This is a genomic window from Agrococcus sp. SL85 (genome assembly GCF_026625845.1).
Classification (GTDB): Bacteria; Actinomycetota; Actinomycetes; order Actinomycetales; family Microbacteriaceae; genus Agrococcus.
Map to the genome: position 1 here is coordinate 199,008 of NZ_CP113066.1, position 24,029 is coordinate 223,036.

General features: G+C 76.7%; 22 protein-coding genes and 4 pseudogenes. 12 read left to right on the forward strand and 14 right to left on the reverse strand.

Features of this window, described 5'->3' with window-relative positions; all coding sequences use genetic code 11:
* Positions 1-4: 4 nt before the first annotated feature.
* Together OVA14_RS00935 and OVA14_RS00940 are read right to left on the reverse strand one after the other, a co-directional pair.
* A complete protein-coding gene (locus OVA14_RS00935; protein WP_267504464.1) occupies positions 5-760 on the reverse strand; it encodes a uracil-DNA glycosylase in 756 nt (251 codons plus the stop codon).
* An 11-nt stretch (positions 761-771) separates the two neighbouring features.
* Positions 772-1,488 (reverse strand): Type 1 glutamine amidotransferase-like domain-containing protein, encoded by a 717-nt coding sequence (locus tag OVA14_RS00940; RefSeq protein WP_267504465.1) that lies wholly within the window; start codon positions 1,486-1,488, stop codon positions 772-774.
* A 144-nt stretch (positions 1,489-1,632) separates the two neighbouring features.
* On the opposite strand from OVA14_RS00940, the pseudogene OVA14_RS13670 reads away from it, so the two are divergent.
* The 5 genes and pseudogenes from OVA14_RS13670 to cofD form a co-directional block, all read left to right on the forward strand.
* A pseudogene (locus tag OVA14_RS13670) lies at positions 1,633-2,481 on the forward strand (ABC transporter substrate-binding protein); the annotation flags it as partial.
* Positions 2,482-2,547: 66 nt separating this feature from the next.
* Positions 2,548-3,675 carry an iron chelate uptake ABC transporter family permease subunit gene (locus OVA14_RS13675; RefSeq protein WP_420710633.1) on the forward strand — a complete coding sequence of 376 codons (1,128 nt, stop codon included), beginning with the start codon at positions 2,548-2,550 and terminating at the stop codon, positions 3,673-3,675.
* A 137-nt stretch (positions 3,676-3,812) separates the two neighbouring features.
* Positions 3,813-3,929: pseudogene (locus OVA14_RS13680) on the forward strand (ATP-binding cassette domain-containing protein); the annotation flags it as partial.
* A 230-nt stretch (positions 3,930-4,159) separates the two neighbouring features.
* A complete protein-coding gene (locus tag OVA14_RS00950; RefSeq protein ID WP_267504467.1) occupies positions 4,160-4,495 on the forward strand; it encodes an ABC transporter ATP-binding protein in 336 nt (111 codons plus the stop codon).
* Entirely contained in the window at positions 4,492-5,460 is a 969-nt protein-coding gene (gene cofD / locus OVA14_RS00955; protein ID WP_267504468.1) for a 2-phospho-L-lactate transferase, read from the forward strand. The genes OVA14_RS00950 and cofD overlap by 4 nt, the downstream gene beginning before the upstream one ends.
* On the opposite strand, the gene cofC is transcribed toward cofD, so the two are convergent.
* From cofC to OVA14_RS00985, 8 genes and pseudogenes are all read right to left on the reverse strand, one after another.
* Positions 5,393-6,139, reverse strand: a complete 747-nt coding sequence (gene cofC, locus OVA14_RS13685; RefSeq protein ID WP_420710634.1) for a 2-phospho-L-lactate guanylyltransferase — start codon at positions 6,137-6,139, stop codon at positions 5,393-5,395. The genes cofD and cofC overlap by 68 nt on opposite strands.
* Positions 6,140-7,154: 1,015 nt before the next feature.
* Positions 7,155-8,882 (reverse strand): annotated as a pseudogene (locus OVA14_RS13690) (transglutaminase-like domain-containing protein); the annotation flags it as partial.
* Positions 8,774-9,892, reverse strand: a complete 1,119-nt coding sequence (locus OVA14_RS13420) for a DUF58 domain-containing protein (protein WP_324288028.1) — start codon at positions 9,890-9,892, stop codon at positions 8,774-8,776. The gene OVA14_RS13420 and the pseudogene OVA14_RS13690, both read right to left, overlap by 109 nt.
* Positions 9,892-10,080, reverse strand: coding sequence for a hypothetical protein (locus OVA14_RS13695; protein ID WP_420710635.1), 189 nt, complete (start codon positions 10,078-10,080; stop codon positions 9,892-9,894). The genes OVA14_RS13420 and OVA14_RS13695 overlap by 1 nt, the downstream gene beginning before the upstream one ends.
* 310 nt (positions 10,081-10,390) lie before the next feature.
* Positions 10,391-10,867 (reverse strand): annotated as a pseudogene (locus tag OVA14_RS13700) (AAA family ATPase); the annotation flags it as partial.
* Positions 10,857-11,648, reverse strand: coding sequence for a coenzyme F420-0:L-glutamate ligase (gene cofE, locus OVA14_RS00975; protein ID WP_267504470.1), 792 nt, complete (start codon positions 11,646-11,648; stop codon positions 10,857-10,859). The gene cofE and the pseudogene OVA14_RS13700, both read right to left, overlap by 11 nt.
* Positions 11,645-12,130, reverse strand: coding sequence for a pantetheine-phosphate adenylyltransferase (gene coaD / locus OVA14_RS00980; protein WP_267504471.1), 486 nt, complete (start codon positions 12,128-12,130; stop codon positions 11,645-11,647). Before coaD ends, cofE begins: the two co-directional genes overlap by 4 nt.
* A gap of 497 nt (positions 12,131-12,627) precedes the next feature.
* Positions 12,628-14,772 (reverse strand): ATP-dependent DNA helicase RecG, encoded by a 2,145-nt coding sequence (locus OVA14_RS00985; protein ID WP_420710636.1) that lies wholly within the window; start codon positions 14,770-14,772, stop codon positions 12,628-12,630.
* 100 nt (positions 14,773-14,872) lie between these two features.
* Between OVA14_RS00985 and rsmD the strand changes: the two genes are divergently transcribed.
* Positions 14,873-15,496, forward strand: coding sequence for a 16S rRNA (guanine(966)-N(2))-methyltransferase RsmD (rsmD, locus tag OVA14_RS00990; RefSeq protein ID WP_267504473.1), 624 nt, complete (start codon positions 14,873-14,875; stop codon positions 15,494-15,496).
* Positions 15,493-15,969 carry a GNAT family N-acetyltransferase gene (locus OVA14_RS00995; protein ID WP_267504474.1) on the forward strand — a complete coding sequence of 159 codons (477 nt, stop codon included), beginning with the start codon at positions 15,493-15,495 and terminating at the stop codon, positions 15,967-15,969. Before rsmD ends, OVA14_RS00995 begins: the two co-directional genes overlap by 4 nt.
* Here OVA14_RS00995 and thiL read toward each other — a convergent pair.
* Entirely contained in the window at positions 15,938-16,966 is a 1,029-nt protein-coding gene (gene thiL / locus OVA14_RS01000) for a thiamine-phosphate kinase (RefSeq protein ID WP_267504475.1), read from the reverse strand. The two genes, OVA14_RS00995 and thiL, sit on opposite strands and share 32 nt — an antisense overlap.
* A 58-nt stretch (positions 16,967-17,024) precedes the next feature.
* Between thiL and OVA14_RS01005 the strand changes: the two genes are divergently transcribed.
* Entirely contained in the window at positions 17,025-17,486 is a 462-nt protein-coding gene (locus tag OVA14_RS01005) for a DUF3515 family protein (protein ID WP_267504476.1), read from the forward strand.
* Between the two features lie 25 nt (positions 17,487-17,511).
* Here OVA14_RS01005 and OVA14_RS01010 read toward each other — a convergent pair whose 3' ends face one another.
* Positions 17,512-17,865 carry an SseB family protein gene (locus tag OVA14_RS01010; RefSeq protein WP_267504477.1) on the reverse strand — a complete coding sequence of 118 codons (354 nt, stop codon included), beginning with the start codon at positions 17,863-17,865 and terminating at the stop codon, positions 17,512-17,514.
* A gap of 101 nt (positions 17,866-17,966) precedes the next feature.
* On the opposite strand from OVA14_RS01010, the gene OVA14_RS01015 reads away from it, so the two are divergent.
* The 4 genes from OVA14_RS01015 (at position 17,967) to OVA14_RS01030 (ending at position 22,195) form a co-directional block, all read left to right on the forward strand.
* Entirely contained in the window at positions 17,967-18,605 is a 639-nt protein-coding gene (locus OVA14_RS01015; RefSeq protein ID WP_267504478.1) for an exonuclease domain-containing protein, read from the forward strand.
* 354 nt (positions 18,606-18,959) lie between these two features.
* Positions 18,960-20,279 (forward strand): quaternary amine ABC transporter ATP-binding protein, encoded by a 1,320-nt coding sequence (locus OVA14_RS01020; protein WP_267504479.1) that lies wholly within the window; start codon positions 18,960-18,962, stop codon positions 20,277-20,279.
* The gene (locus tag OVA14_RS01025; protein WP_267504480.1) at positions 20,269-21,198 is read left to right on the forward strand and encodes an ABC transporter permease; all 930 of its coding nucleotides are present in this window, start codon (positions 20,269-20,271) and stop codon (positions 21,196-21,198) included. Before OVA14_RS01020 ends, OVA14_RS01025 begins: the two co-directional genes overlap by 11 nt.
* A gap of 85 nt (positions 21,199-21,283) precedes the next feature.
* A complete protein-coding gene (locus tag OVA14_RS01030) occupies positions 21,284-22,195 on the forward strand; it encodes a glycine betaine ABC transporter substrate-binding protein (protein WP_267504481.1) in 912 nt (303 codons plus the stop codon).
* Positions 22,196-22,362: 167 nt separating this feature from the next.
* Here the strand turns inward: OVA14_RS01030 and OVA14_RS01035 are convergent, their stop codons facing one another.
* On the reverse strand, positions 22,363-23,403 hold the full coding sequence (locus OVA14_RS01035) for an alpha/beta hydrolase (protein ID WP_267504482.1): 1,041 nt from the start codon (positions 23,401-23,403) through the stop codon (positions 22,363-22,365).
* Complete coding sequence (locus tag OVA14_RS01040) at positions 23,400-24,029, reverse strand: CoA transferase subunit B (RefSeq protein WP_267504483.1); 630 nt, start codon at positions 24,027-24,029, stop codon at positions 23,400-23,402. Before OVA14_RS01040 ends, OVA14_RS01035 begins: the two co-directional genes overlap by 4 nt.

A 24,029-nucleotide genomic window follows, 5' to 3' on the forward strand; every position in this document is an offset into this window, starting at 1 on the left:
GCGGTCATGCTCCCACGTCGAGCCGGGCGGGCGCCTCGGGATCCTCCGGGATCCGCCAGTCGATCGGCGCCGCGCCCCGCGCCGCGAGCGCCGCGTTCGCGCGCGAGAACGGCCGCGAGCCGAAGAAGCCGCGGCGGGCCGAGAGCGGCGAGGGATGCGCGGAGGCGATGGCGTCGACGCCCTCGGCGCCCTCGAGGATCGGCAGGAGCGACTGCGCCTGCGCGCCCCACAGGATCGCGACGAGCGGCACGGCCCGCCCCGCGGCGTCGCGGCGCGCGACGAGCGCTCGGATCGCGGCCTCGGTCACGGCCTCCCAGCCCATCCCGCGGCGACCGCCGTGGCCGCCCGCCTCGCCCGCGGGCACCGTGAGCACGCGGTTGAGCAGCAGCACGCCCTGCTCGGCCCAGGCCGAGAGGTCGCCGTGCGCGGGCGGCGCGATGCCGAGGTCGTCGTGCAGCTCGCGGTAGACGTTCTGCAGCGAGCGCGGCAGCGGCCGCACGCGCCGGTCGACGGCGAACGAGAGGCCCACGGGGTGCCCGGGCGTCGGGTACGGGTCCTGGCCGACCACGAGCACGCGCACCGCCTCGAGCGGCAGCTCGAGCGCGCGCAGCACCCGCTCGGGCGCCGGCAGCCAGGCGCGACCGGCCACCGCGTCCGCCTCCAGCCGCTCCGCGATCGCCCGCAGCCGCGGCTCGACCTCCGCGAGCGCCGCGGCCCAGCCCGCGTCGACGGGCGGGGCGAGCGGCTGCGCTGCGTCCACGGAGGGCGGCCTCAGGCGGTCGCGGCGAGCACCGCGACCGAGACGCGGTCGCCGTCCTGCGTCGCCGTCCACACGTTGCCGAGGCCCGCGACCTCGAGGCCGCCGGGGCCGACGATGAGCGAGGTGTCCTCGTCGATGCCGACCACGCGCTCCGCGAGGCCCGAGGAGGCGATCGCCACGACGCGACCGAGGTTGCCGTACTGCGCGACGTGCACGTCGACGACGAGGTCGACGAGGCCGAGGCCCGCGTCGAGCGTGACCTCGTCGAGGCCCTCGCCCGAGGCCCGCTGCGTCACCGCGACGCCCCCGATGCGCCAGCCGCCCAGCAGCGCGACGTCGCCCGCGATCATCGCGCCGGCCGAGAAGCCCGCGTAGGGCACGCCGGAGGCGACGAGCCCCCGGATGGTGTCGGCGGCGGGCATGACGGCAGCGTGGTAGCCGGGGGTGAGGCCGCCGCCGACGAAGATGCCGTCGGCGCCGCCGAGGTCGGTGGGCTCGAGCATGCGGCCGGCGTGCAGCTGCACGATGCGCACCTCGCCCGCGCCGAGCTTCGCGAGGTCCTGCCGGTAGTCGTCGTGCCACTGCGCGCCGTCGGCCTCGGCCTCCGCCCACAGCACCACCGCGATCGTCGGCGGCCCGCCCGCGCGCTCGCGCGCCTCCTGCACGAAGCGGCCGGTCCACGCGGTCTCGTCGTCGGCCCAGCCGCCGCCCAGGAGATGGATGCTCATGCCCACGATCCAAGCACGGGGCGGCCGGGCGGCCGCTCCGGCCCGCGGCGCGCTCGCGGCGCGCTCGCGGATGGGCGGGCGTAGGATCGTGGGCGCGCCGGGCACCACCTCCGCGCGCGAACCCGTCACACCGTTCGCGCCAGCATGCCCTGGAGGCCCCCGTTGCTCCGCACCCCGATCGCGCTCGCCGCATCCGTCCTCGTCGTCGCCCTCGCCGGGTGCGCCGCCGCCGCGCCGCCGGCGGACACCGGCGCGACGCCGACGGCCACCGGATCCGGCGCGGCGACGATCGTCGACTGCGGCATCGAGGTGGCGCCGCGCGCGACGCCCGCGGAGCGCATCGTCGCCGTGAAGTCGACCGCCGCCGACCTCGTCGCGGCGCTCGGGCTCGGCCCGGCCCTCGTCTCCACCGCCTTCCTCGATGCCGAGCCGGCGGACGCCGACGTGGCCGCCGCGCCCACGATCGAGGGCATGCCCTCACGGGAGGCCGTGCTCGCGCTCGAGCCGGACGCCGTGGTCGCCGGCTGGGAGTCGGCCTTCGCCCCCGAGGCGGCGGGCGACCGCGCCGCGCTCGAGTCGCTCGGCGTCACCACCTGGGTCTCGCCCGCCGCATGCCGCTCGACCGAGGTCGCCCCGCTCACGTGGGACGCCCTCTTCGCCGAGCTCGAGCAGGCGGGCGCCGCGCTCGGCGTGCCGGAGGCGGGCGCTGCGCTCGGCGCCGAGCAGCGCGATGCGCTCGAGGCGGTGACGCCCGTCGAGGGCGCCCCGACGGCCCTCTGGTACTCCTCCGGCGAGGACGCCCCCTACGTCGGCGGCGGCACGGGCGCCCCGCAGCTCGTGCTCGAGACGGCGGGACTGACGAACGTCGTGGCGGACGTCGACGAGTCCTGGACGACGCTCTCCTGGGAGGCCGCGGCCGCGGCCGACCCCGACGTCATCGTGCTCGTCGACGCCGCCTGGCACACCGCCGACGCGAAGCTCGAGCGGCTGCGCGCCAACCCCGCCACCGCGCAGCTCGAGGCCGTGCGGGAGGGCCGCGTGGTGGTCGTGCCGTTCCCGATGGCGGAGGCCGGGGTCGGCTCGGTCGCGGCCGCGCAGGCTCGTGGCCGACGCGGTCCGGGAGCTCGATCTGCCGTGACCCGCCTCGCTCCCCCGCCCGCCGCGACCGCCGCGCCGCGAGCCCCGCACCGCCCGGCGCGCTGGGCGCTCGCCGCGCTCGCGGCGCTGCTGCTGCTCACGGCGGTCGCCGCCGCCTGCGTCGGCGCGGCGGGCGTCGCCCCGGCGGATGCGCTGGGCGCCATCGCGGCGCGGGTCACGGGCGACGCCTCCCCGCTCGACGCGATCGGCGACGCGATCGTCGTCGACCTGCGGGTGCCGCGCATCCTCGCCGCGTGCGCCGTCGGCGCGGGCCTCGCCATCGTCGGCGTCGTCATGCAGGCGCTCGTGCGCAACCCGCTCGCCGACCCGTACCTCCTCGCCGTCTCGTCCGGCGCATCGGTGGGCGCCGTGCTCGTGCTCGTCTCGGGCGTCGCGCTGCTGCTGCCCGTCGCGGCCTTCGGCGGCGCGCTGCTCGCGCTGCTCGCGACGCTCGGGCTCGCGGGCGCGGCGGGCGGCGCGACGCCGACCCGCACGGTGCTCTCGGGCGTCGTCGTCGCCGCGGCCGCGTCGGCAGTCGTGAGCCTCGTGATCTTCTGGCGCGCGGATGGCGACGCCTACCGCGAGATCCTCGCGTGGCTGCTCGGCTCGCTCGCCTCCGCCTCCTGGCAGAGCGCACCCGTCGCGCTCGCGGGCGTCGCGCTCGCGCTGCCGCTGCTCGCGAGCGGCCGGATGCTCGACGCGCTCGCGCTCGGCGACGCGGCGGCCGGCGCCCTCGGCGTCGACGTGCGCCGGACCCGCTCGACCCTGCTGGTCGCCTGCGCGCTCGTCACCGGCGCGCTCGTCTCGGTCTCGGGCGCCATCGGCTTCGTGGGCCTCGTCGTGCCGCACGCCGTGCGCCTGCTCGTGGGCGCGAACCACGCGCGACTGCTGCCCGCCGCCGCGCTCGCGGGCGCCCTCGTGCTGCTCGTCGCCGACACCGTGGCCCGCGCGGCGTTCGATCCGCGGGAGCTGCCCGTCGGCATCGTCACGGCGCTGCTCGGCGCGCCCGCGTTCGCGGCCCTCATGCTCACCGGGCGGGTGCGGGCGTGAGCGACGCGAGCAGGGCGGGCGGCGCGAGCGGCGCGGATGCGGGCCTCGCCGTCGACGGCCTCTCGGTCGTCGCGGGCGACCGCGCCCTCGTCGACGCCGCCTCCTGGTCGGCGCCCGCGGGCGGCATCACGGCGCTCGTGGGGCCGAACGGCGCCGGGAAGTCGACGACGCTCCGCGCCATCGCGGGCCTCGTGCCCGAGCGGGCCAGGGCCTCCGGCGCCGTGCTGCTCGGCGGCGAGCGGCTCGACGCGCTGCCTGCGCGCGAGCGGGCGCGGCGCGTGGCGCTCGTGGAGCAGGCCGGTGAGGTGCTGGCGCAGGCTGACCGCGCGCGAGGCGGTGCGGCTCGGCCGCACCCCGCACCACCGGATGCTCGGCTTCGCGCTCGGCGACGACGCGATCGTCGCCGCCGCGCTCGCCGACGCGGGCGTCGAGCCGCTCGCCGAGCGGCGCCTGGGCGAGCTCTCGGGCGGCGAGCCTGCAGCGCGTGCACCTCGCCCGCGCGCTCGCGCAGCAGCCGCGGCTGCTGCTGCTCGACGAGCCCACCAACCACCTCGACGTCGCGGCGCAGCTCGACCTGCTCGCGCTCGCGCGGCGCATCGCGGCCGACGTGCCGGTCGTCATGACGCTGCACGACCTCGCGCTCGCCGCGACGCACGCCGACCGCGTGGTGCTGCTCGACGGCGGGCGCGTGCTCGCCGAGGGGGCGCCCGCCGAGGTGCTCACGGCCTCCCGCATCCGCGCCGCCTACGGCGTCGAGGCCACGATCGACGCGGCGCCCGAGGGCGTCGCCATCCGCTACCGCAGGCTGGAGGACCGATGACCGGGACGAGGCAGAGGATCGCCGTGCTCGCGGGCGGCGTGGGCGGGGCGCGGTTCGCCCTCGGGCTCCGCGAGGCCGCCCCGGAGGCCGACATCGCGATCGTCGCGAACGTCGGCGACGACGTGTGGCTCGCGGGGGTGAAGGTGTGCCCCGACCTCGACTCGCTGCTCTACGCGCTCGCGGGCGTCGGCGACACCGAGCGCGGCTGGGGCCGCGCCGGCGAGAGCGAGCGCGTGGCCGCGGAGCTCGCGGCCTACGGCGTCGGCTGGCCGTGGTTCACGCTCGGCGACCTCGACCTCGGCACGCACCTCGCCCGCACGGCGATGCTCCGCGACGGCGCGACCCTCACCGAGGCGACGGCGCGGCTCGCTGCGCGCTGGCCGCTCGGCGCGCGCCTGCTGCCCGTCACCGACGACGAGGTGCCCACCCACGTCGTCACCGACGAGGGCGTGCTGCACTTCGAGGAGTGGTGGGTGCGCACGCGGGCGCAGCTGCGCGCGCACCGCTTCGTGCAGCACGGGGTGGAGCGGGCCAGGATCACGGAGGCGGCGCGCGCCGCGATCGCGGACGCCGACGTCGTGGTCGTGGCGCCCTCGAACCCCGTCGTGTCGATCGGCACCATCCTCGGCGTGCCGGGCGTGCGCGACGCGCTCGCGACGGCCGCGGCGCCCGTCGTGGGCGTCTCGCCGATCATCGGCGGCCAGGCGGTGCGCGGCATGGCCGCGGCGTGCCTCGAGACGATCGGCGTCGCTCCGGATGCGGCCGCCGTGGGCCTGCACCACGGCGCGCGCTCGGCCGGCGGTGTGCTCGACGCCTGGCTCGTGGCCGAGGAGGACGCCGCCGCGGTGCCGGCGCTCGAGGCCGCGGGCATCCGCGCCGCCGCCGCCCCGCTGTGGCTCACGCCGGGCGGACCGGCCGCGCAGGTCGCGCGCGACGCGCTCGCGCTGGCCGACGCGGTCCGGTAGGGGCCCGCGGCCGTCCGCCGCGCGCGGCGGTCAGGCGGGCCTCGGCCGTCCGCCGCGCGCGGCGGTCAGGCGGCGTCGGTGACGTGCGCGCCGGCGAGCACGGCGCGCGTGTGGGCGCCGACGCCGAGGTCGAGCGCCACGTGCAGGTCGGCGAGGCCTCGTCGACGTCGACCCGCAGCCCCGAGGCGGCCGGGATCGGCAGCGCCACGTGCCCCTCGGCGCGGTGCCTGGCGGCCGAGCCCTCGCCGAAGCGCGGCCGCAGCGCATCCGCCCGCAGGGCCGCGAGCATCGTCGTGCCCGTCGCGAGGGCGTCCGGCACGAACGAGCGGTGCTCCTCGGCCGCGAGCTCGAGCGCCTGGCCGAGGGCGTCGGGCGTGAGCGCCGGCAGGTCGCCCAGCACGACCGCGGCCGGCGCCTCGGGCGCGAGCGTCGCGAGGCCCGCCTCGATCGCGGGGCGGAGGCCCGCCTCCGGATCGGCGACGACCTCGACGCCGTCGAGCCCGGCGGTCACCGCGTCGTCGCCGGTCACGACCACGACGCGCTCCACCGCCTCGCACGCGAGGGCCGCGGCGATCGCGTCGCGCGCGAAGGCGACGGCGAGCGCGGCGCGGGCGTCGCCCGCGTCGAGGCGCGACTTGCCGGCCTGGCCCTTCACGGGGAGCACGACCGTCCAGCGCATGCCGCCAGCCTACGACGGCGGAGCGCGGCCGCCGGACGCGCGGCGCCCCGTCGCGTCGGGGCTCGAGGTCGCGCTCGATCGGGCTGCGCGGGCAGCGAGGCGCACTGTGCGGCTCGCGCGCCGCTCTGCCCCATCGAGCGCGGCGGCAGCCGGCGCGCGCCGCCGGGACGGACACGCGGCGAGGCCCGTCCGCGCCGGTCGCGCTCGATCGGGCTGCGCGGGCAGCGAGGCGCACTGTGCGGCTCGCGCGCCGCTCTGCCCCATCGAGCGCGGCGGCAGTCGGCGCGAGCCGTCGGGACGGACACGCGGCGGGGGCCGGCGCGAGCCGGCGGGACGCGCGGCGAGGCCCGTCCGCGCCGGTCAGCGCTCGTCGCGCTCGCGCGCGACGACGCCCAGCAGCGACGGCGGCAGCAGCAGCGCGAGCGCCCGCCGCCACGGCGGCGCAGTGTCGAGCAGGGCCTCGCGCACCCCCTGCACGTCGCCCTCGAAGCGGCCGTCCCTCGGCCCCTCGGCGAAGGCGGCGCGCTCCGCGGCGAGCTTCACGCGCTCGGCCGCGGGGGTCAGCGGCTCGCCCGTGCGCCGCTCGATCGCGGCCGCGACGTCGCCGGCGGTCGCCGACGCCGGCAGCCGCACGCCGAGGTCGGCGAGCGTCGCCCGCAGGCTCGTGCCAGGCGCCCGGCGGACCGCGCCGCAGCCGCACCCGCCGCTGCACGAGCCGCACCGCCCACGGGGCGAGCACGAGCGCGATCGCCGCGAGCCACGCGAGCAGCGACAGCAGCGCCTCGGGGTCGAGGCGCGGGCCGGCGCCAGCACCGCCCGGCTCCGCGCCCGGCGAGGCCGGCACCGAGGCGCTCGGCCGCGGGCTGTCGGACGGGGCGGCGGAGTCGGAGGGCGTGGGGCTCGGCGTCGGCGGCTCGTCGGTCGGCGTGGGCGTCGGCGTCGGGCTCGGCGTCACCTGATCGCCCTCGGGGCTCACCGACCCCGTGCCCGCGCCCGGGGTGGTCTCCACCCGCACCCACCCTGCGCCGTCGACCCACGCCTCCGCCCACGCGTGCATCTCGTTCGTCGACACGGCCCATCCGCCCCGGATCTCGGCGCCCGGCAGGAAGCCGACGACCACCCGCGACGCGACGCCCGCGCCGCGCAGCAGCGCGGAGGTGGCGCTCGCGTAGTGGACGCAGTAGCCGCTGCGCGTGTCGAGGAAGCCCTCGAGCGCCGCCCAGCCGTCGCCGCCCGCGCCAGCGAAGCCGGGCAGGTCGAGCTGCTCGGAGTACTCCCAGAGGCCGCTCGTCATGTACTCGTGCACCGCGAGGACGCGGTCGCGCGCATCCATGCCGTCGTCGACGAGCGCGGCGCCCTGCGCGCCGATGCCCGCGGCGGCCTCCGGCAGCGCGAGCGCGTCGTCGTGGCCCGTCGAGCCGACGCCCGCGGGCAGCTCCTCGAGCGCGCCGATGCGCGTGCCGCTCGCCGAGTACTCGAGGCCCGAGGTGTCGAGGCCGTTCTCGAGGCGCAGGGCGTCGTTCGCGACGTCCCAGGTCGCGCCGCGGGGCGCCGTCACGCCGACCGCGCGCTCGGGCACCGGCAGCGACTCGGCCCGCACGTCCGACATCCGGATCGTCGAGCGCACGATCGTGCCGGCGTCCGCGCCCTCCACGAGCACGCCCGGCGCGCCCGCCTCGGGCGCGACGCTCTCGAAGCCCGCGGCGCCCGCGAGGGGCAGCGTCATGAGGCGCGTGACGACGGGCTCGCCGTCGGAGGTGGAGTAGGTGTAGACCGGGCGCGCCTCGGGCCTGCGGAGCTCGTCGCCCAGGTCGATGTCGGTGCGCAGCACCGGCGTCACGGGGCGGAAGAGCTCCTCGATCGTCGGCAGGTCGATGTCGGCCTCGCGCGGGCTCGGCGCCACGAGCGGGAGCGCGGCGGCGGCGACGCTCGCGGCGGCGACGAGCGCGAGCGCGCGCCCGACCCCGCGGCCGAGGTCGAGCCGCTCGTCGATCGTCGGCGCCGCGAGCACGAGCGCCGAGACGACGGCACCCGGCACGAGGTGCCACGTGGGCGCGTCCACGCGGAACGCGAGCGGCACGACCACGGGGAGCGCGGCGAAGAGGATCGCGACGGCGGGCACGCGGAGGGCGTGGCCCAGCAGGTCGACGTTGACGGCGAGGATCGCGGCGGCCGCGACCGCGACCGCGAGCACGGGCGCATCGATCGGGATGGGGGTCGCGAGCGCCCAGGCGATCGCCTCGATGCCGTCGGCGAGCACGTCGAGCGACGCGGGCACCGCGGAGGGCAGCGGCACGATGCCGAGCACGGTGTGCTCGGGCCCCCCGGCGAGCGCCGTGACCCACCAGGCGGCGACGAGCGCCGCGGCGGCCGTGCCCGCGAAGGCCGAGAGCGCCTGCCGCACGAACCAGGCGGCGAGAGCGACCGAGAGCGCCGCGGCGATGCCGAGCGGCAGCCACTCGGGCTCGAGCACGGAGCGCGTGGACCACAGCCACGCGATCGGCAGCACCGCGAGCGCGATCGTCTCGATGGGGCCGGCGCCGCCGAGCCGTCGCCGCTCGCGGCGCGCCTCGGCCCGCACCTCGGCCCGTTCCGCCGCGCGATCGGCGTCGCGGCGGCGCTCCTCGACGCCGGTCACGAGAGCTCCCTCGCGGGCCCCACGCCGTCGATCCACCGGCGCACGCGCACGCGCGAGCCGGGCGACACGGCGCGGGCGGCCGCCCACGGGTCGGCGACGAGCCACAGGGTGGAGCCGGGCGCGAGCGTCCAGCGCTCGGGCGCCGACTCCTGCAGCGCCACGACGTGCGCCGGCACGGCCTCCTCGGTGCCGGGCCGCTCCGCGGGCGCCGCCGGGGAGGCCGCCATCGTCGCGAAGGCCGCGAGCGCCGCGTCGCGGTCGCGCCACATGACGGGCCCCTGCGCGGCTGCGCCGATGCTCGGCGCGCCCGTCTCGCGCACGACGACGGCCCCGTCCCGGCCCGCGAGCGAGCGCACGATCGAGCACGCCGCGCGCGCGAGCCGGTCCTCGGCCTCGCGACCGAGGCCCTCGGCGAGCGCCGTCGCGACGACGACGACGTGGTCGTCGACCGCCGGGTTCGACTCCTGCCGCACCATGAGCTGCCCGCGCTTCGCGCTCTGCCGCCAGTGCACGCGCCGGCGCGGATCGCCGGGCCGCCACTCGCGCACCATCGCGTCGACGCTGTCGGCGGTGCGGGAGCGCGCCTCCCTGCCGGAGTCGCGGTCGGAGCGCAGCGTCGCGGGGGCGACGTCGAGCGTCGCGGGGCCGACGACGAGGCTCGCGCCCGGATCGACGGTGCGGATGGTGCGCACGACGCGGAAGGGGTCGAGCGCGACGACGTCGACGGGCGCGAGCCGCCACCGGCCGCGGGGCTGCTCGCCGAGCGGCACCTCGGCGCGGCCCGCGTCGTCGAGGTGCCCCTCGAGCAGCAGCGAGCGGTCGTCACCGGGTCCGTGCGTGCTCCAGCGGGCGCGCGCGTGCCGGGCGTCGCCGACGATCCGGATCGTCGCGCCCTGCCCCTCCTCCACGACGCCCGGCACGCCCAGGCGGACGCGGCCCGCGGGCTCGAGCGCCCACCACCAGCCGAGCGCGACGACGCCGAGGCACAGCGCCGCGGGCACGAGGAGCATCCCCTGCCGCTCCCAGTAGGCCGCGAGCAGGAGCCCGAGGCCCGCGAGCGCGAGCATGACCCCGCGGCCCGTGGGGCGCGCTCGGGGGCGCTCGCGGCGGGCCATCAGCGCATGACGGGGGCGACGGTCTGCGCGAGCGCGTGCGCGACGATGCGGCGCGCGTCGTCGTGGCGCGCCTGCGGGTCGTGCAGCACGAGGTGGTGCGGGAGCACCGCGGCGGCGAGCTCCTTCACGTCGTCGGGCGAGAGCCAGTCGCGCCCGGCGAGGTGCGCGCGGGCCTTCGCGGCGCGCACGAGCCTGCAGGGTGGCGCGGGGGCTCGCGCCCAGGCGCACCTCCGGGTGCTCGCGCGTGGCGCGCGCGATGCGCACGGCGTAGCGCTCGACGAGCTCGTGGGCGCGCACCTCGTGCGCGGCGTCGATCTCGGCGCGGAAGCTCGCCTCGTCGGTCACGGCGCGCACCGCATCGAGCGGCTGCGCGGTCTCGCGCGCCTGCACCATCGCGAGCTCCGCGTCGAGGTCGGGGTAGCCGAGCTCGAGCCGCGCCATGAAGCGGTCGCGCTGCGCCTCCGGGAGCGCGAAAGTGCCCTCCATGTCGATCGGGTTCTGCGTCGCGACCACGAGGAAGGGCGTGGGGAGGCGGTGGGTGACGCCGTCGACGGTCACCTGCCCCTCCGCCATGCACTCGAGCAGCGCCGCCTGCGTCTTGGGGCTCGCGCGGTTGATCTCGTCGGCGATCACGATGTTCGCGAAGACGGGCCCGGGCTGGAAGCGCAGCTCGCCCGAGTGCGGGTCGAGCATCGACAGGCCCGTGATGTCGGAGGGCAGGAGGTCCGGCGTGCACTGGATGCGGCGCACCGTGCCGCCGATCGCGGCGGCGAAGGCGCGCGCGAGCTGCGTCTTGCCGACGCCGGGCACGTCCTCGAGCAGCACGTGGCCCTCGGCGAGCAGCACCGTGAGCACCGTGCGGATCTCGCCCTGCTTGCCGGCGATGACGCTGCCGACGGCCTCCTCGATGCGCGCGAGGGCCTCCGGCGCCCCGGGCTCGTCGGTCGCGAGCCCCGTGCGTCGCTCAGCCTCCATGGCGTCCTCCAGCCTCGGCGATCCCCTCGATGCGACCGGCCTCGCGGCCCGCCCGGTAGGCCTCGTCGCTGCCGAGCCGGAACATGTCGTCCCCGGATCGTCGCACGAGGCGGCTGGCTCCCGGCTCCGTGAGGTCCCCGACGTGGCGGCCGAGGCCGCGCACGAGCACCGCGGGCACGCCATCGGCCTTGCCCGCGACGAGGTCGGCAGCCGCCGCGATCTCGTCGGCGATCGCAGGGGCGGTCACGACGAGCGGTCGCCCGCCCGCGTCGAGCTGGCCCGCGAGCGGCTCGAGCACGCGCACGCCCGCCGCGCCGATCGCGACGTCGGTCTGGCCGACGCGCCACGCACGGCCGAGGGTGTCGGAGACGACCACGCCGAGCGCCACGCCGAACCGCTCGCGCAGGTGCGTGGCGATCGCGAGCGCGGAGGCGTCGGAGTCGATCGGCAGCAGCAGGATCGTGCCGTCGTCGGTGTTCGAGGCGTCGACGCCCGCGGCGGCGAGCACGAGGCCCGTGCGGTGCTCGACGATGCGGGTGATGCCGCCGGGGTGCGCGCGGCTCGCGACGAGCCGCACCGATTCCTCGGTGATCGCCTGCTCGCGCTCGTCGGCGGGGCGCACGCGGCCCTCGGCCTTCGAGACGACCTTGCTCGTGACGACGAGGATGTCGCCCTCGCGCGGGCCGTGCGGGGCGAGCGCGTCGGCGAGGATGCCCGGGAGGTCGTCGCCCGGCCGGACCTCGCGGATCCCCCGGAGCGCGACGAGCTCGAGGTCGCTCATCGCGACTGGAGGAAGGTGGCGACCGCCCGCGGCACGTAGGGGCTGATGTCGCCGCCCAGCTCCGAGACCTGGCGCACGAGGCTCGAGGAGACGTGCGCGTTCTCGGGGTCGGGGAGCATGAAGATCGTCTCGACGCCCGCGAGGTTGCGGTTGACGATCGACATGGGCGTCTCGTACTGCAGGTCGGTGCTCGAGCGGATGCCCTTCACGAGCACCTCGGCGCCGACCTGCTGGCAGTAGTCGACGAGCAGGCCCATCGACCAGTTGGCGATCCGGATGGCGGCGCCCTCGATGCGCGCCTCCTCGATCGAGCGCTCGATGAGCGCCTCGCGCTCGGGCACCGGCAGGAAGGCGCGCTTGCCCGGGTTGTGCGTGACGACGACGTGCACCTCGTCGAAGATGCGGGCCGCGCGCGCGATGACGTCCAGGTGCCCCAGGGTGACGGGGTCGAACGAACCGGGCACGACGGCGATGCGAGGCATGCTCCCAGCCTATCGGCCCGGTTCGGCGGCCTCTCCCCCGGCTCCCAGGCGGGCCTCCCGCTCGGCCCGGGCCGCCCGTCCTCCGGGTGTGGTCACCTCGTGCCCCTGCAGCGCCGGTGGGGGGGCACTTCCTGACCACAGCACCGACCCGCACGGGCGGGTGTGGTCGCTCCGCGCCCTCTCCGCACCGGCGGGAGGGCACCTCCTGACCACAGCACCCACCCGCACGGGCGGGTGTGGTCGCTCCGCGCCCTCTCCGCACCGGCGGGAGGGCACCTCCTGACCACAGCACCCACCCGCACGGGCGGGTGTGGTCGCTCCGCGCCCTCTCCGCAGCGACGGGAGGGCACCTCCTGACCACAGCACCGAACCGCACGGGCGGGTGTGGTCGCTCCGCGCCCTCTCTGCGCCGGTGGGAGGGCACCTCCTGACCACAGCACCGACCCCGGCCAGGGCGAGTGCGCGGACGGGCGTGGTCGCGGAGCGGGCCCGGACGCTCAGGCGGTGACGAGCGCGGCGCGGGCGTCGGGGTCGAGCCGCTCGTGCACCGCATGCCGGAGGACCGGGTGGCGCTCGAGGGCCGGGTCGGCGTCGAGCACGGCACGGGCCGCGGCGCGCGCGGCCTCGATGATCGTGCCGTCGCGGGCGACGCGCAGCACGCGCAGGCCGCTGCGGGCGCCCGACTGCGCGCTGCCGAGCACGTCGCCCTCGCCGCGCTGCTCGAGGTCGACCTCGGCGAGCGCGAAGCCGTCGAGCGTCGAGGCGACGGCGTCGAGCCGCTCGCGGGCGGGCGAGAGCGCGTCGGCGTCGGTCACGAGCATGCACAGGCCCGGGTGCTCGCCGCGGCCCACGCGGCCGCGCAGCTGGTGCAGCTGCGAGACGCCGAAGCGATCGGCCGAGAGCACGACCATCATCGTCGCGTTCGGCACGTCGACGCCCACCTCGATGACGGTCGTGGCGACCACGACGTCGACCTCGCGGGCGGCGACGGCGCGCATCACCGCATCCTTCTCGTCGGTGGACATCGCGCCCGTGAGCGCGGCGATGCGCCGGCCCGCGAGCGCCGGCACGTGCGCGAGCCGGCGGACCGTGGTCTCGACGTCGTCGATCGGCGGCTTGGGCGTGCCGTCGTCGTCCTCGGGCGCCTCGATGCCCTCGAGCTCGCCCGGCGAGATCGCGGGGCAGACGACGAAGGCCTGGCGGCCGGCCGCGAGCTCCTCGCCCATCCGCTCCCACACGCGCAGGAACAGCTGCATGTCCTGCGCCCGGTCGACGACGAACGAGCGGATGGGGCTGCGGCCGGCGGGCAGCGTGCGGATGGTGGAGACGTCGAGGTCGCCGAAGGCGGTCATCGCGATGGTGCGCGGGATGGGCGTGGCCGTGAGCACGAGCGTGTGCGGGTGCACGCCCTTCGCCCGCAGGGCCTCCCGCTGCGCGACGCCGAAGCGGTGCTGCTCGTCGACGACCACGAGGGCGAGCTCGGCGAAGGTCGTGCGCTCCGAGAGCAGCGCGTGCGTGCCGACGACGATGCGGGCCTCCCCCGCCGCGATGCGCAGGAGCGCGCGCTTGCGCTCGGCGGCCGGCAGCTGCCCGGTGAGGAGGGTGGGGCGCAGCTCGGCCGCGAGCTCGGGCCCGAGGGATCGCGTGATCGAGCGCAGGTGCTGCACGGCGAGCACCTCGGTGGGCGCGAGCAGCGCCGCCTGCCCGCCCGACTCGGCGACGGCGAGCATCGCGCGCGTCGCGACGACGGTCTTGCCGGAGCCGACCTCGCCCTGCACGAGCCGGTGCATCGCGGTGCCCGAGGCGAGGTCGGCGAGGATCGCCTCGCCCGTCGCCGCCTGGTCGTCGGTGAGCGGCCACGGCAGGCCCGCGTCGAAGCGCTCGAGCAGCGCGCCGGGCTCGCGCGGGCGGGTCTCGAGCGAGTCGAACCAGTCGCGCGTCGCGAGCAGGTACGTCTGCAGCAGGAAGGCCTCGTGCCAGGCGAGGGCGTGCCGGGAGCGGAAGGCGTCGCGCTCCTCGGCGGGCTGGTGCGCGGTGCGGAGCGCCTCGCCGAGCGGCAGCACGCCGTGCTCGCGCCGCACGTCGTCGGGCACCGCATCCGGTACGGGCCCCAGCCCGTCGAGCGCGATCGCGATCGCGCCCTGCAGCTGCTTCGTCGTCACCTGCGCGGTCGCGGGATAGATCGGGATGGGCGTGGCCGCCCACGCCTCGGCGTCGACGCCGGCCTCGTCGTCGAAGGGCTCGTAGAGCGGATGCGCGAGCTGCCGTCGGTCGCGGTAGATGCCGACGGTGCCGGAGAAGAGGGCGGTGACGCCCTGGTGGAGCGTGCCCGTGACCCACGACTGGCTGAAGAACGCCAGGTCGATCGAGCTCTGGCCGTCGGTGATCGTGACGGTCGTGAGGGTCTTGGGGCGGCCGCGGCCGTCGCGGCCCGCGAGCTGGCGCGTCTCGACCGACTGCACCCTCGCGACGACGGTGACGTGCTCGCCGGGCACGAGGCTCGCGAGCGGCGTGAGCTCGCCGCGCTTCGCGTATCGGCGCGGCAGGTGCCAGAGCAGGTCGCCGACGGTCTCCATGCCGAATGCCTTGTGCAGCTTCGTGGCGAGCGGCTTCGTGAGGATGCGCTCGAGCGGTCGACGCATGCCCTCCGCGAGGGCGCCCGCTGCCTGGTCCGCCACGCCCCCAGGCTATGCCGTGCCGCCCACGCGGCTCCTCCGGCGCCGCCACTGCCAGGATGGAGCCATGACGCGCATCATCGCCGGGCTCGCGGGCGGCGTCCGCCTCCGCGTGCCCCTCGCGGGCACCCGCCCCACGTCGGAGCGCGTCCGCGAGGCGCTCTTCGGCGCCCTCGATGCGCGCGGCCTCTGCGACGGCGCGCGGGTGCTCGACCTCTACGCGGGCTCCGGCGCGCTCGGCCTCGAGGCCGCGAGCCGCGGCGCGGAGTCGGTGGTGCTCGTCGAGCGCGACCGCGCGGCCGCGAAGGTCGCCGAGCGCAACGCCGAGGCCGTCGCGCAGGCGGGCGCGGTCCGCGCCCTCGTCGAGGCGGTCGCGGTCGCGCCCTTCCTCGCGCGCACGGGGCGCCGCTTCGACCTCGTGCTCGTCGACCCTCCCTACGACCTCCCGCAGGCCGAGCTCGAGGGGGCGCTCGCCGCCCTCGCGCCCGCGCTCGACCACCCGGCGACGGTCGTGGTGGAGCGCTCGCGACGCTCGGCGCCGCTCGCCCTGCCGGGCGACCTGGAGGTCGAGCGCGAGAAGGCCTACGGCGACACGATCGTGCTCTCCCTCGCCACCCGCGGCACGGCGCGCGACGCCGATCCCGTCGCCGCGGCCGAGACGCCGCCGGCGGCCGAGGCGGGCGCACCGTGACCGGCCTCGTCGTCGAGCGCGCCGACTTCGCCGAGCCGGCGCTCCTCGCGTTCCTGCAGGCGCACCTCGACGACATGGCGCCGACCGCGCCCCCGGAGAGCCAGCACGCGCTCGACGCGCGCGAGCTGCAGGCGCCCGGCGTGCGCCTGTGGGTGGCCCGCAGCGGCGGCCGGATCGTCGGCACCGTGGCGCTCGCCGCCCTCGAGCCCGCGCACGAGGAGCTGAAGAGCATGCGCACCGACCCTGCGCTGCGCGGCGCGGGCGTGGGATCGCGCATGCTGCGGCACGCCCTCGACGACGCCGCCTCCCGCGGCATCGCGAGGATCTCGCTCGAGACCGGCGCGCAGGACTTCTTCGCGCCCGCACGCGCGCTCTACGCGACGCACGGCTTCGCCCCCTGCCCGCCCTTCGGCGACTACTGGGACGACCCGCTCAGCGCGTTCATGACCCGCGAGCTCGCGCCCGGCGCCTAGCGGCCGCGGTAGGGATCCCAGCCGCGCGGCGGCAGCGGCGATCCCCGAGCTGCACGCTCGGCGCCCCCGCCTCCACGTGCCCGATGCGCCGCACGACGTGGCCGCCGAGCTCGGCGGGCATCGCCGTGCCCGCCGGCACCGTGAGCAGCAGCGCGTGGTCCTCGCCGCCGTGCAGGGCGGCCTCGAGCGGCGCGCCCTCCGCGGCGCGGGCGACCGCCGCGGCGTCGAGCAGGATGCGCGCGCCCGAGGCGCGGGCGATGCGCGCCGCGTCGAGCGCGAGGCCGTCGGAGACGTCGAGCATCGCCGTCGCGCCGAGGTCGGCGAGGCGGGTGCCGGCGGCGACGGGCGAGACGGGCGCGAGCTGCGCCGCGATCCGCGGATCCTCGGCCCGCAGGCGCGCGACGGCCGCGGGATCCTCGGCGCCCTCGGCGTCGACGCCCTCTGCGAAGAGCCGCGCGAGCCCGGCCGCGGCATGGCCCAGGCGCCCGACGACCCACAGCTCGTCGCCCGGCCGGGCACCCGAGCGCAGCACGGCGGCGCGGCCCTCGAGGTCGCCGAAGGCCGTCACGGCGACGACGGCCGCGGCGGCGGTGCCGAGGTCGCCGCCGACGACGCCGCACCCGGGGGCCATCGCGGCCACGCCGTCCGCGAGGCCGCGCGCGAGGTCCTCGAGGTCGGCCACGCGCGTCGCGGGCGGCACCGCGAGGGCGACGACGAGCGAGGTGGGGCGGGCGCCCATCGCGGCGACGTCGATGAGGTTGGTGGCGACGGCCTTCCAGCCGAGGTCGTGCCAGGACGACCAGCCGAGCCGGAAGTCGGCGCCCTCGAGCATCGTGTCGGTCGTGACGACGAAGCGGCCGTCGGGCGCGGGCACGACCGCCGCGTCGTCGCCGGGACCGACGAGCGCGTCGCCCGCGGGCAGCAGCGGGAGGATGCGCGCGAGCGCCTCGAGCTCGCCCGCCTCCGCGAGCGTCCGCGCGTCCGGCTCATCCCCCATGCGGCCACCGTAGCCGCTCGGCGCTCGCCGCCAGGGCGGCGCCGCCTAGGATCGAGGGGTGCCCCGCAACCGCCCGCTCCTCGTCGTCGCGGCCGCGGCGCTCGCGCTCGCGGGCTGCGCGCCGGTCGTGAACCTGCCCGCCGCCGAGGACGCCGCCGACCCCGGCTGCGCCTCCGTCGTCGTCTCGCTGCCGGAGGAGCTGGGGGCCGAGTCGCTGCCGGAGCCGCTCGAGCGCCGCGACACCTCCTCGCAGGGCTCCGCCGCGTACGGCGACCCCGCCTCGGTCACGCTGCGCTGCGGCATGCCCGAGCCCGCGCCCTCGACCGAGCGCTGCATCACCGTCGGCGAGGTCGACTGGCTGCTGCTGGGGCAGGAGGACGACGTCTGGACGCTCGTGAGCTACGGCCGCTCCCCCGCGACCGAGGTGATCATCGACACGAAGGTGACGAGCTCGTCGTCGGCGCTCGAGGCGATCTCGCCCGCGGTCGCGCGCACCGAGCTCGTGCGCTCCTGCGAGTAGCCGGGCGACGGCCCGGCCAGAGCGGCTAGCCCTCGGCGTCCGCCGCGATGACCGCGGGCAGGAACACGCGCCCGTCGTCGTGCCCCGGGTCGAGCACGATCGCGTAGCCGGTCGGTGCGCCCGCCGCGACCTCCGCGCCCGTGAGGCGCAGGTGCCGCTTCGTGCGCGTGGCGAAGCCGCCGATGCGGCCCGTCGCCGTGAACGCCACGACGAGCTGCAGCTCGCCGTGCGGGATGGTGAGGAAGCGGCCCGAGGCGGGGTCCTTCGGATCCTGCACGACGGCGGGCACGACGAGCTCCGCCTCGCGCACCACCGCCCAGGCGGCGTCGTGGTCGGTGGCGGGGATGCCGCGCAGGGCGTCGAGCGTCGTGTTCTCCACGCGGCCATCCTCCCAGCAGCTGCCGCGCGGGCCTCCCAGTCGCGCGAGCGGCGCGGCGCGCGCGGTCCGGAGGTGTGGGCGGGCTCTGGGAGGATCGATGCATGGCGCTCGACTTCACCGCGATCGACTTCGAGACCGCCAACGGCAATGCCGCCTCCGCCTGCGCCGTCGGCCTCGTGAAGGTCGCGGGCGGCCGCGTCGTCGACCGCTGGTCGACGCTCATCCGCCCGCCCGCACCGTTCGACGAGTTCTGGGAGTGGAACGTGCGCATCCACGGCATCGAGGCCGCCGACGTCGTCGGTGCGCCGGAGTGGCCCGAGGTGCAGGCGCGCATCCTGGCGTTCGGCGACGGCGACGTCTACGTCGCGCACAACGCGGGCTTCGACCGCGGCGTCATGCGCGCGGCGGCGAAGGCCGCGCACCTGGCGGTGCCCGAGATGCGCTGGACCGACTCGCTGCGCATCGCGCGGAAGACCTACCACCTCGACTCCTACCGGCTGCCGGTGGCGGCGATGGCGGCGGGCTTCGAGGACTTCGAGCACCACGACGCCGCGGGCGACGCCGCCGCGTGCGCCGCGATCGTCGTGCACGCGGCCGCGCGCCACGAGTGCGACGGCATCGAGGCGCTCGTGCAGCGCTGCACCTCTGCGATCCACGAGATCGGCGAGCGGCACGAGGCCGTCGCCGAGCTCGCCGCCGCCCGCCGCGCCGCCGAGCGCGAGCGGCCCTGGTGGCAGTAGCGGCGCGGGCGACGCAGCCCCTCGGCCGCACCGCGCCGCGCCCGGGTCCGCCTCCTCGCACAGCCGGGCCATAACGAACGCATCACGATCGCGCGCTTGTCTGATAGCGCAGACCCCAGAAACCAGCGGAATCCGGCCCGACCGGCCCGAAGCAGCGCTTCTGGCGTGCGTACGGTGGTCGACCGGGCCGCCCGACGGCGTTCCCCATCCACAGGACGCGACCCCCGCCCACCCGGCGGGGAGCGTATGGTGCCGCAGCGCACGACCGGGAGGTCGGGCCGCACGGCAGACGACACACCGCTCGCGCGGCTGCACCCGTCCACGACTGAGCCCCTCGGGGCCGCCAGGAGTGCCATGACATCACCGAGCCCGCACGAGGCCGCGCCGCCCGAGCCCGACGTCGCCCTGCGCGTCGACGGCCTCACGAAGGTGTTCGGCCGCCGCCCCAAGGAGGCCCTCGAGCGCCTGCGCGCCGGGGCCACCCGCGAGGAGGTCGCGAAGCTCGGCACCGCCGCCGTGATCGACGCGTCGTTCGCGGTGCGGCGCGGCGAGATCTTCGTCGTCATGGGGCTCTCGGGCTCGGGCAAGTCGACGCTCATCCGCATGCTCAACGGCCTGCTCGAGACCACGGGCGGCACGGTCGAGATCGGCGGCGAGGCCGTCACCGGCATCGACGCGAAGCGGCTGCGCGCCGTGCGCCGCTCGCAGGTCTCGATGGTGTTCCAGCACTTCGCGCTGCTCCCCCACCGCACCGTGCTCGAGAACGTCGCCTACGGGCTCGAGGTGCAGGGCGTCGCCCGCGCGCGCCGCGAGGAGCTCGCGCACGACGTCATCCGCCGCGTCGGCCTCGAGGCCTGGGCATCGCGCATGCCGGGCGAGCTCTCGGGCGGCATGCAGCAGCGCGTCGGCATCGCGCGGGTGCTCTGCGCCGACACCCCGGTGCTGCTCATGGACGAGGCCTTCAGCGCCCTCGACCCGCTCATCCGCCGCGAGATGCAGGAGCAGCTCGTCGAGCTGCAGGCCGAGCTCGGCAAGACCATCGTCTTCATCACCCACGACCTCAACGAGGCGATGTTCCTCGGCGACCGGATCGCGGTGATGCGCGACGGGCGGATCGTGCAGATCGGCAGCCCTGAGGAGATCCTCACCGACCCCGCGAACGACTACGTCGCGCAGTTCGTGCAGGACGTCGACCGCGCCCGCGTGCTCACCGCCGCCTCCGTCATGGAGCCGCCGGCCGCGGCCGTGCCGCTCACGGTCGGCCCGCGCGGCGCCCTCAAGGCGATGCGCGACGCGCAGACCTCGACGCTGCTCGTCACCGGCCCCGGCCGCACCGTGCAGGGCGCCGTGCGCGACCGCGACGTGCTGCGCGCCGTGCAGCGCGGCGAGCGCGAGCTCCACCCCCTCGTCGACGCCGGCGTGCAGCAGGTGGCGCCCGAGACCTCGCTCGCCGAGCTGCCGGAGCTCGCCATCACGAGCGGCCTGCCGCTCGCGGTGGTCGGCGACGGCGGCCGGCTGCTGGGCGTCATCCCCCGCGTGATGCTGCTCGCGGCGCTCGGCAACGTGCCCACCGACACCTCGGAGCTGCAGGTCGTCGACCTGCCGCCCGCCCTCGACGCGACGCTCGTCGCGCAGACCCTCGACGCCGCCCCGGAGGTGCACGATGCTCGATGACGTCCGCATGCCGCTCGGCGACTGGGTGGAGTCCGGCGTCGACTGGATCACCGACCACCTCGGCGTCGTCTTCGACGTCGTCAAGGCCGTCGTCTCCACCCTCTACGACGGCGCCGAGTGGGCGCTCACCGAGCCGCCCGCCCTCGTGATCATCCTGCTGCTCGCCCTGCTCGGCTTCGCCGTGCGCGGCTGGAGGATGGGCGTCGGCACGATCGTCGGGCTCCTCGTGATCGTGCTCGTGAACCAGTGGGACAACGCCATGGCGACCCTCGCGCTCACGATCGTCGCGGCGCTCCTGGCGCTCGTCATCGCGATCCCGCTCGGCATCTGGGCGGCCCGCGACGACCGCGTCTCGACGGTCGTGCGCCCGGTGCTCGACTTCCTGCAGACGATGCCCGCCTTCGTCTACCTGATCCCCGCGATCATCCTGTTCAGCATCGGCGTCGTGCCCGGCATCATCGCCACGATCGCCTTCGCGATGGCGCCCGGCGTGCGCCTCACCGAGCTCGGCATCCGCGGCGTGAACTCGGAGATCGTCGAGGCCGGCCACGCCTTCGGCGCCTCGCCCGGCCGCATCCTGCGCCAGATCCAGCTGCCGCTCGCGCTGCCGACGATCATGACGGGCGTCAACCAGATCATCATGCTGTCGCTGTCGATGGTCGTCATCGCCGCGATGGTCGGCGCCGGCGGCCTGGGCCAGCCGATCGTGCAGGCGCTGCAGCGCATCGACGTCGGGCTCGGCGCCGAGGCGGGCCTGTCGGTCGTGATCCTGGCGATCGTGCTCGACCGCACGACCAACGCGCTCGGCGACCTGAAGGCGCACAGCCCGATCGCCAGGCTTCGGGCGCAGCGCGGCTCCTCGCGGCCCGCCGCGCAGCAGCCTGCTGCCACGGACGCGGTCGCAGCGCAGCGGGGCTGAGCCCGACCGACATCCAGACCCGCGCGCGCCGCAGCCGGCGGCGCCCGCAGCACCACCCATACGGAACCAGAGAGGAACACAGCACATGACCAAGCGCATCTTCAGGATCGCCGCCGTCGCCGCCGTGGGCGCGCTCGCGCTCGCCGGCTGCTCGGCCGGCGGCGACACCGCCCAGGAGGGCGCCGCAGGGGGCGACCGGACCGACCTCACGATCGGCGTCTTCAACGGCTGGCCCGAGGGCGAGGCCGTCTCCTACCTGTGGGAGGCGATCCTCGAGGAGCAGGGCTACGACGTCTCGCTCGAGTACGCCGACGCCGGCCCCGTCTGGGCCGCGGTCGCCGGCGGCGACTACGACGTCAACCTCGACGCGTGGCTGCCGATGACCCACGAGTCCTACCTCGAGCAGTACGGCGACGACGTCGTCGACCTCGGCGCCTGGAACGACGAGGCCGTGCTCACGATCGCCGTGAACGAGGACGCGCCCATCACGTCGCTCACCGAGCTCGCGGACAGCGCGGACGACTTCGGCAACCGCATCGTCGGCATCGAGCCGGGCGCGGGCCTCACCGCCGCCACGCAGGACAGCGTCATCCCCACCTACGGCCTCGAGGGCATGGAGTTCACGACCTCGTCGACGCCCGCGATGCTCGCAGAGCTGAGCGCCGCGGTCGACGCGGGCGAGAACGTCGCCGTCACGCTGTGGCGCCCGCACTGGGCCTACGACGAGTTCCCCATCCGCGACCTCGAGGACCCCGAGGGCACGCTCGGCGAGGCAGAGGGCATCCACTCGATCGCCCGCACCGGCTTCGACGAGGACTTCCCGCAGCTCACGCAGTGGCTGCAGGCGTTCGAGATGGACTCGGAGCTGCTCTTCTCGCTCGAGAACGCGATGTTCAACAGCGGCGCCGACCAGAGCGACTACCCCGAGATCGTCGCCGACTGGATCGCCGAGAACCAGGAGTGGGTCGACGGCCTCACGGCCGGCGCTGACGCCTGATCCGCGTTCTCACGAGCGAGGGCCGCACCCACACGGGTGCGGCCCTCCTCGCTTCCCTCGTCGTATCCCCTACCGCGCGCGCACCTCGAGGCCGCACATGTGCAGGGAATCGTCGTTCTGGACGCGTCAGAACGACGATCCTCTGCGCATGTGCGGGATCGGAGGGGTCAGTCGGCGGCTGCGACGTGGGCCAGGAGCGCGGCCGCGAAGCGGGCGGGATCCTCGAGGTGCGGCGCGTGGCCCGCGTGCTCGAAGACGTCCTCCACGTACGAGCCGCCCGCGGCGGCGTAGGCGTCGAGCACCGCGCGGGTCTGCGCCACCATCGGCTGCGGCGGCGCCGCCTCCTCCCCCGGCCAGCCCGGCACGATGCCGTGCTTGCCGAGCGCGTGGAGGTCGAAGAACGACTCGTCGGCGACGATCGCGTCGTGCGCGCCCCGCACCCACAGGATCGGAGGCTTCGCCGGCACCGAGACGACGCCCGTGAGGTCGAGGTGCTTCGCCGACATCGCGTTCAGCACCCCGCGATCGCCGGGCGCGAAGCCCGGCCAGTGCTCGGATGCCGTGCCGTCGCCCGGGTAGTGGTCCTCGCCCGTGCGCGTCGTCAGCATCGACGCCACCCACAGGTCCTCGTGCTCGTCCGAGAACCCCGGCGCCACGTAGCTCGAGCGGAACACCGAGCGCGGGCTCGTGGGCGCCTCGTCGGTCGTGTCGCCCGCCGCGAGCCGCGCCACGAAGTCGGGATTGGCCCCGAGGCCGCCGGAGCCGGCGGCGTCGGGCGTGCAGCGCGAGCCGTCGAGCCGCGTGCCGAAGCCCTGCGGCGGCACGGGAGCCTGCAGCGTGAGCGAGCGCACGAGATCGGGCCGGGCGAGCAGCAGCTGCAGCACGACGCCACCGCCCATCGACCAGCCGACGACGTGGGCCTCGGCGATGCCCAGCGCGTCGAGCACCGAGGCGACGTCGTCCGAGTAGTCGGCGAGGCCCCGGGTCGCGTCGACCGGCAGCGCCTCCGAGTCGCCGAAGCCGCGCAGGTCGATCGCGATCGTGGGCCGCGGCAGCGCGAGCATGAGCGGCTGCCAGAAGAGCGAGGAGGAGACGTTGCCGTGCACGAGCACGACGGGCGCGCCCTCGCCGTCGTGCCGGAGCACGGACGCCGAGAGGCGGTCCGTGCGGACCGCGTCTCGCACGATGCCGGGGAGCAGCGTGCTCACGCCAGGATCTCCGGCTCCGTCTGCGCGCGCAGCTCCTCGAGCGTCACGCCGGGGGCGAGCTCCACGAGCCGGAGGCCCTCGTCGGTCACGTCGAGCACGGCCAGGTCGGTGATGATGCGGTCGACGACGCGCTTGCCGGTGAGCGGCAGCGAGCACTCGCGCACGATCTTCGCCGAGCCGTCTTTGGCCACGTGCTCCATGAGCACGATGACCTTCGCGGCGCCGTGCACGAGGTCCATCGCGCCGCCGGGGCCCTTCACCATCTTGCCGGGGATCATCCAGTTGGCGATGTCGCCCGCGGCCGAGACCTGCATGGCGCCCAGGATCGCCGCGTCGATCTTGCCGCCGCGGATCATCGCGAACGAGGTGGCGGAGTCGAAGAACGACGTGCCGGGCAGCGTCGTCACGGTCTCCTTGCCGGCGTTGATGAGGTCGGGGTCGACGGCGTCCTCGGTCGGGTAGGGCCCGACGCCGAGGATGCCGTTCTCGCTCTGCAGGACGACGGTGACGTCGTCGGGCACGAAGTTCGGCACGAGCGTGGGCAGGCCGATGCCGAGGTTGACGTACATGCCGTCCTCGAGCTCCTGCGCGGCGCGGGCCGCCATGTCGTTGCGGGTCAGTGCCAT

Excerpts from the sequence above, each read along its gene's own strand:
- OVA14_RS00940 (WP_267504465.1), bottom strand. The coding sequence starts at position 1,488 with ATGAGCATCCATCTCCTGGGCGGCGGCTGGGCCGACGACGAGACCGCG.
- OVA14_RS13675 (WP_420710633.1), top strand. The coding sequence starts at position 2,548 with ATGGCGGAGGCCGGGGTCGGCTCGGTCGCGGCCGCGCAGGCTCGTGGC.
- cofD (WP_267504468.1), top strand. The coding sequence starts at position 4,492 with ATGACCGGGACGAGGCAGAGGATCGCCGTGCTCGCGGGCGGCGTGGGC.
- cofC (WP_420710634.1), bottom strand. The coding sequence starts at position 6,139 with ATGCGCTGGACGGTCGTGCTCCCCGTGAAGGGCCAGGCCGGCAAGTCG.
- OVA14_RS13420 (WP_324288028.1), bottom strand. The coding sequence starts at position 9,892 with ATGGCCCGCCGCGAGCGCCCCCGAGCGCGCCCCACGGGCCGCGGGGTC.
- cofE (WP_267504470.1), bottom strand. The coding sequence starts at position 11,648 with ATGAGCGACCTCGAGCTCGTCGCGCTCCGGGGGATCCGCGAGGTCCGG.
- coaD (WP_267504471.1), bottom strand. The coding sequence starts at position 12,130 with ATGCCTCGCATCGCCGTCGTGCCCGGTTCGTTCGACCCCGTCACCCTG.
- OVA14_RS00985 (WP_420710636.1), bottom strand. The coding sequence starts at position 14,772 with ATGCGTCGACCGCTCGAGCGCATCCTCACGAAGCCGCTCGCCACGAAG.
- rsmD (WP_267504473.1), top strand. The coding sequence starts at position 14,873 with ATGACGCGCATCATCGCCGGGCTCGCGGGCGGCGTCCGCCTCCGCGTG.
- thiL (WP_267504475.1), bottom strand. The coding sequence starts at position 16,966 with ATGGGGGATGAGCCGGACGCGCGGACGCTCGCGGAGGCGGGCGAGCTC.
- OVA14_RS01015 (WP_267504478.1), top strand. The coding sequence starts at position 17,967 with ATGGCGCTCGACTTCACCGCGATCGACTTCGAGACCGCCAACGGCAAT.
- OVA14_RS01020 (WP_267504479.1), top strand. The coding sequence starts at position 18,960 with ATGACATCACCGAGCCCGCACGAGGCCGCGCCGCCCGAGCCCGACGTC.
- OVA14_RS01025 (WP_267504480.1), top strand. The coding sequence starts at position 20,269 with ATGCTCGATGACGTCCGCATGCCGCTCGGCGACTGGGTGGAGTCCGGC.
- OVA14_RS01030 (WP_267504481.1), top strand. The coding sequence starts at position 21,284 with ATGACCAAGCGCATCTTCAGGATCGCCGCCGTCGCCGCCGTGGGCGCG.
- OVA14_RS01040 (WP_267504483.1), bottom strand. The coding sequence starts at position 24,029 with ATGGCACTGACCCGCAACGACATGGCGGCCCGCGCCGCGCAGGAGCTC.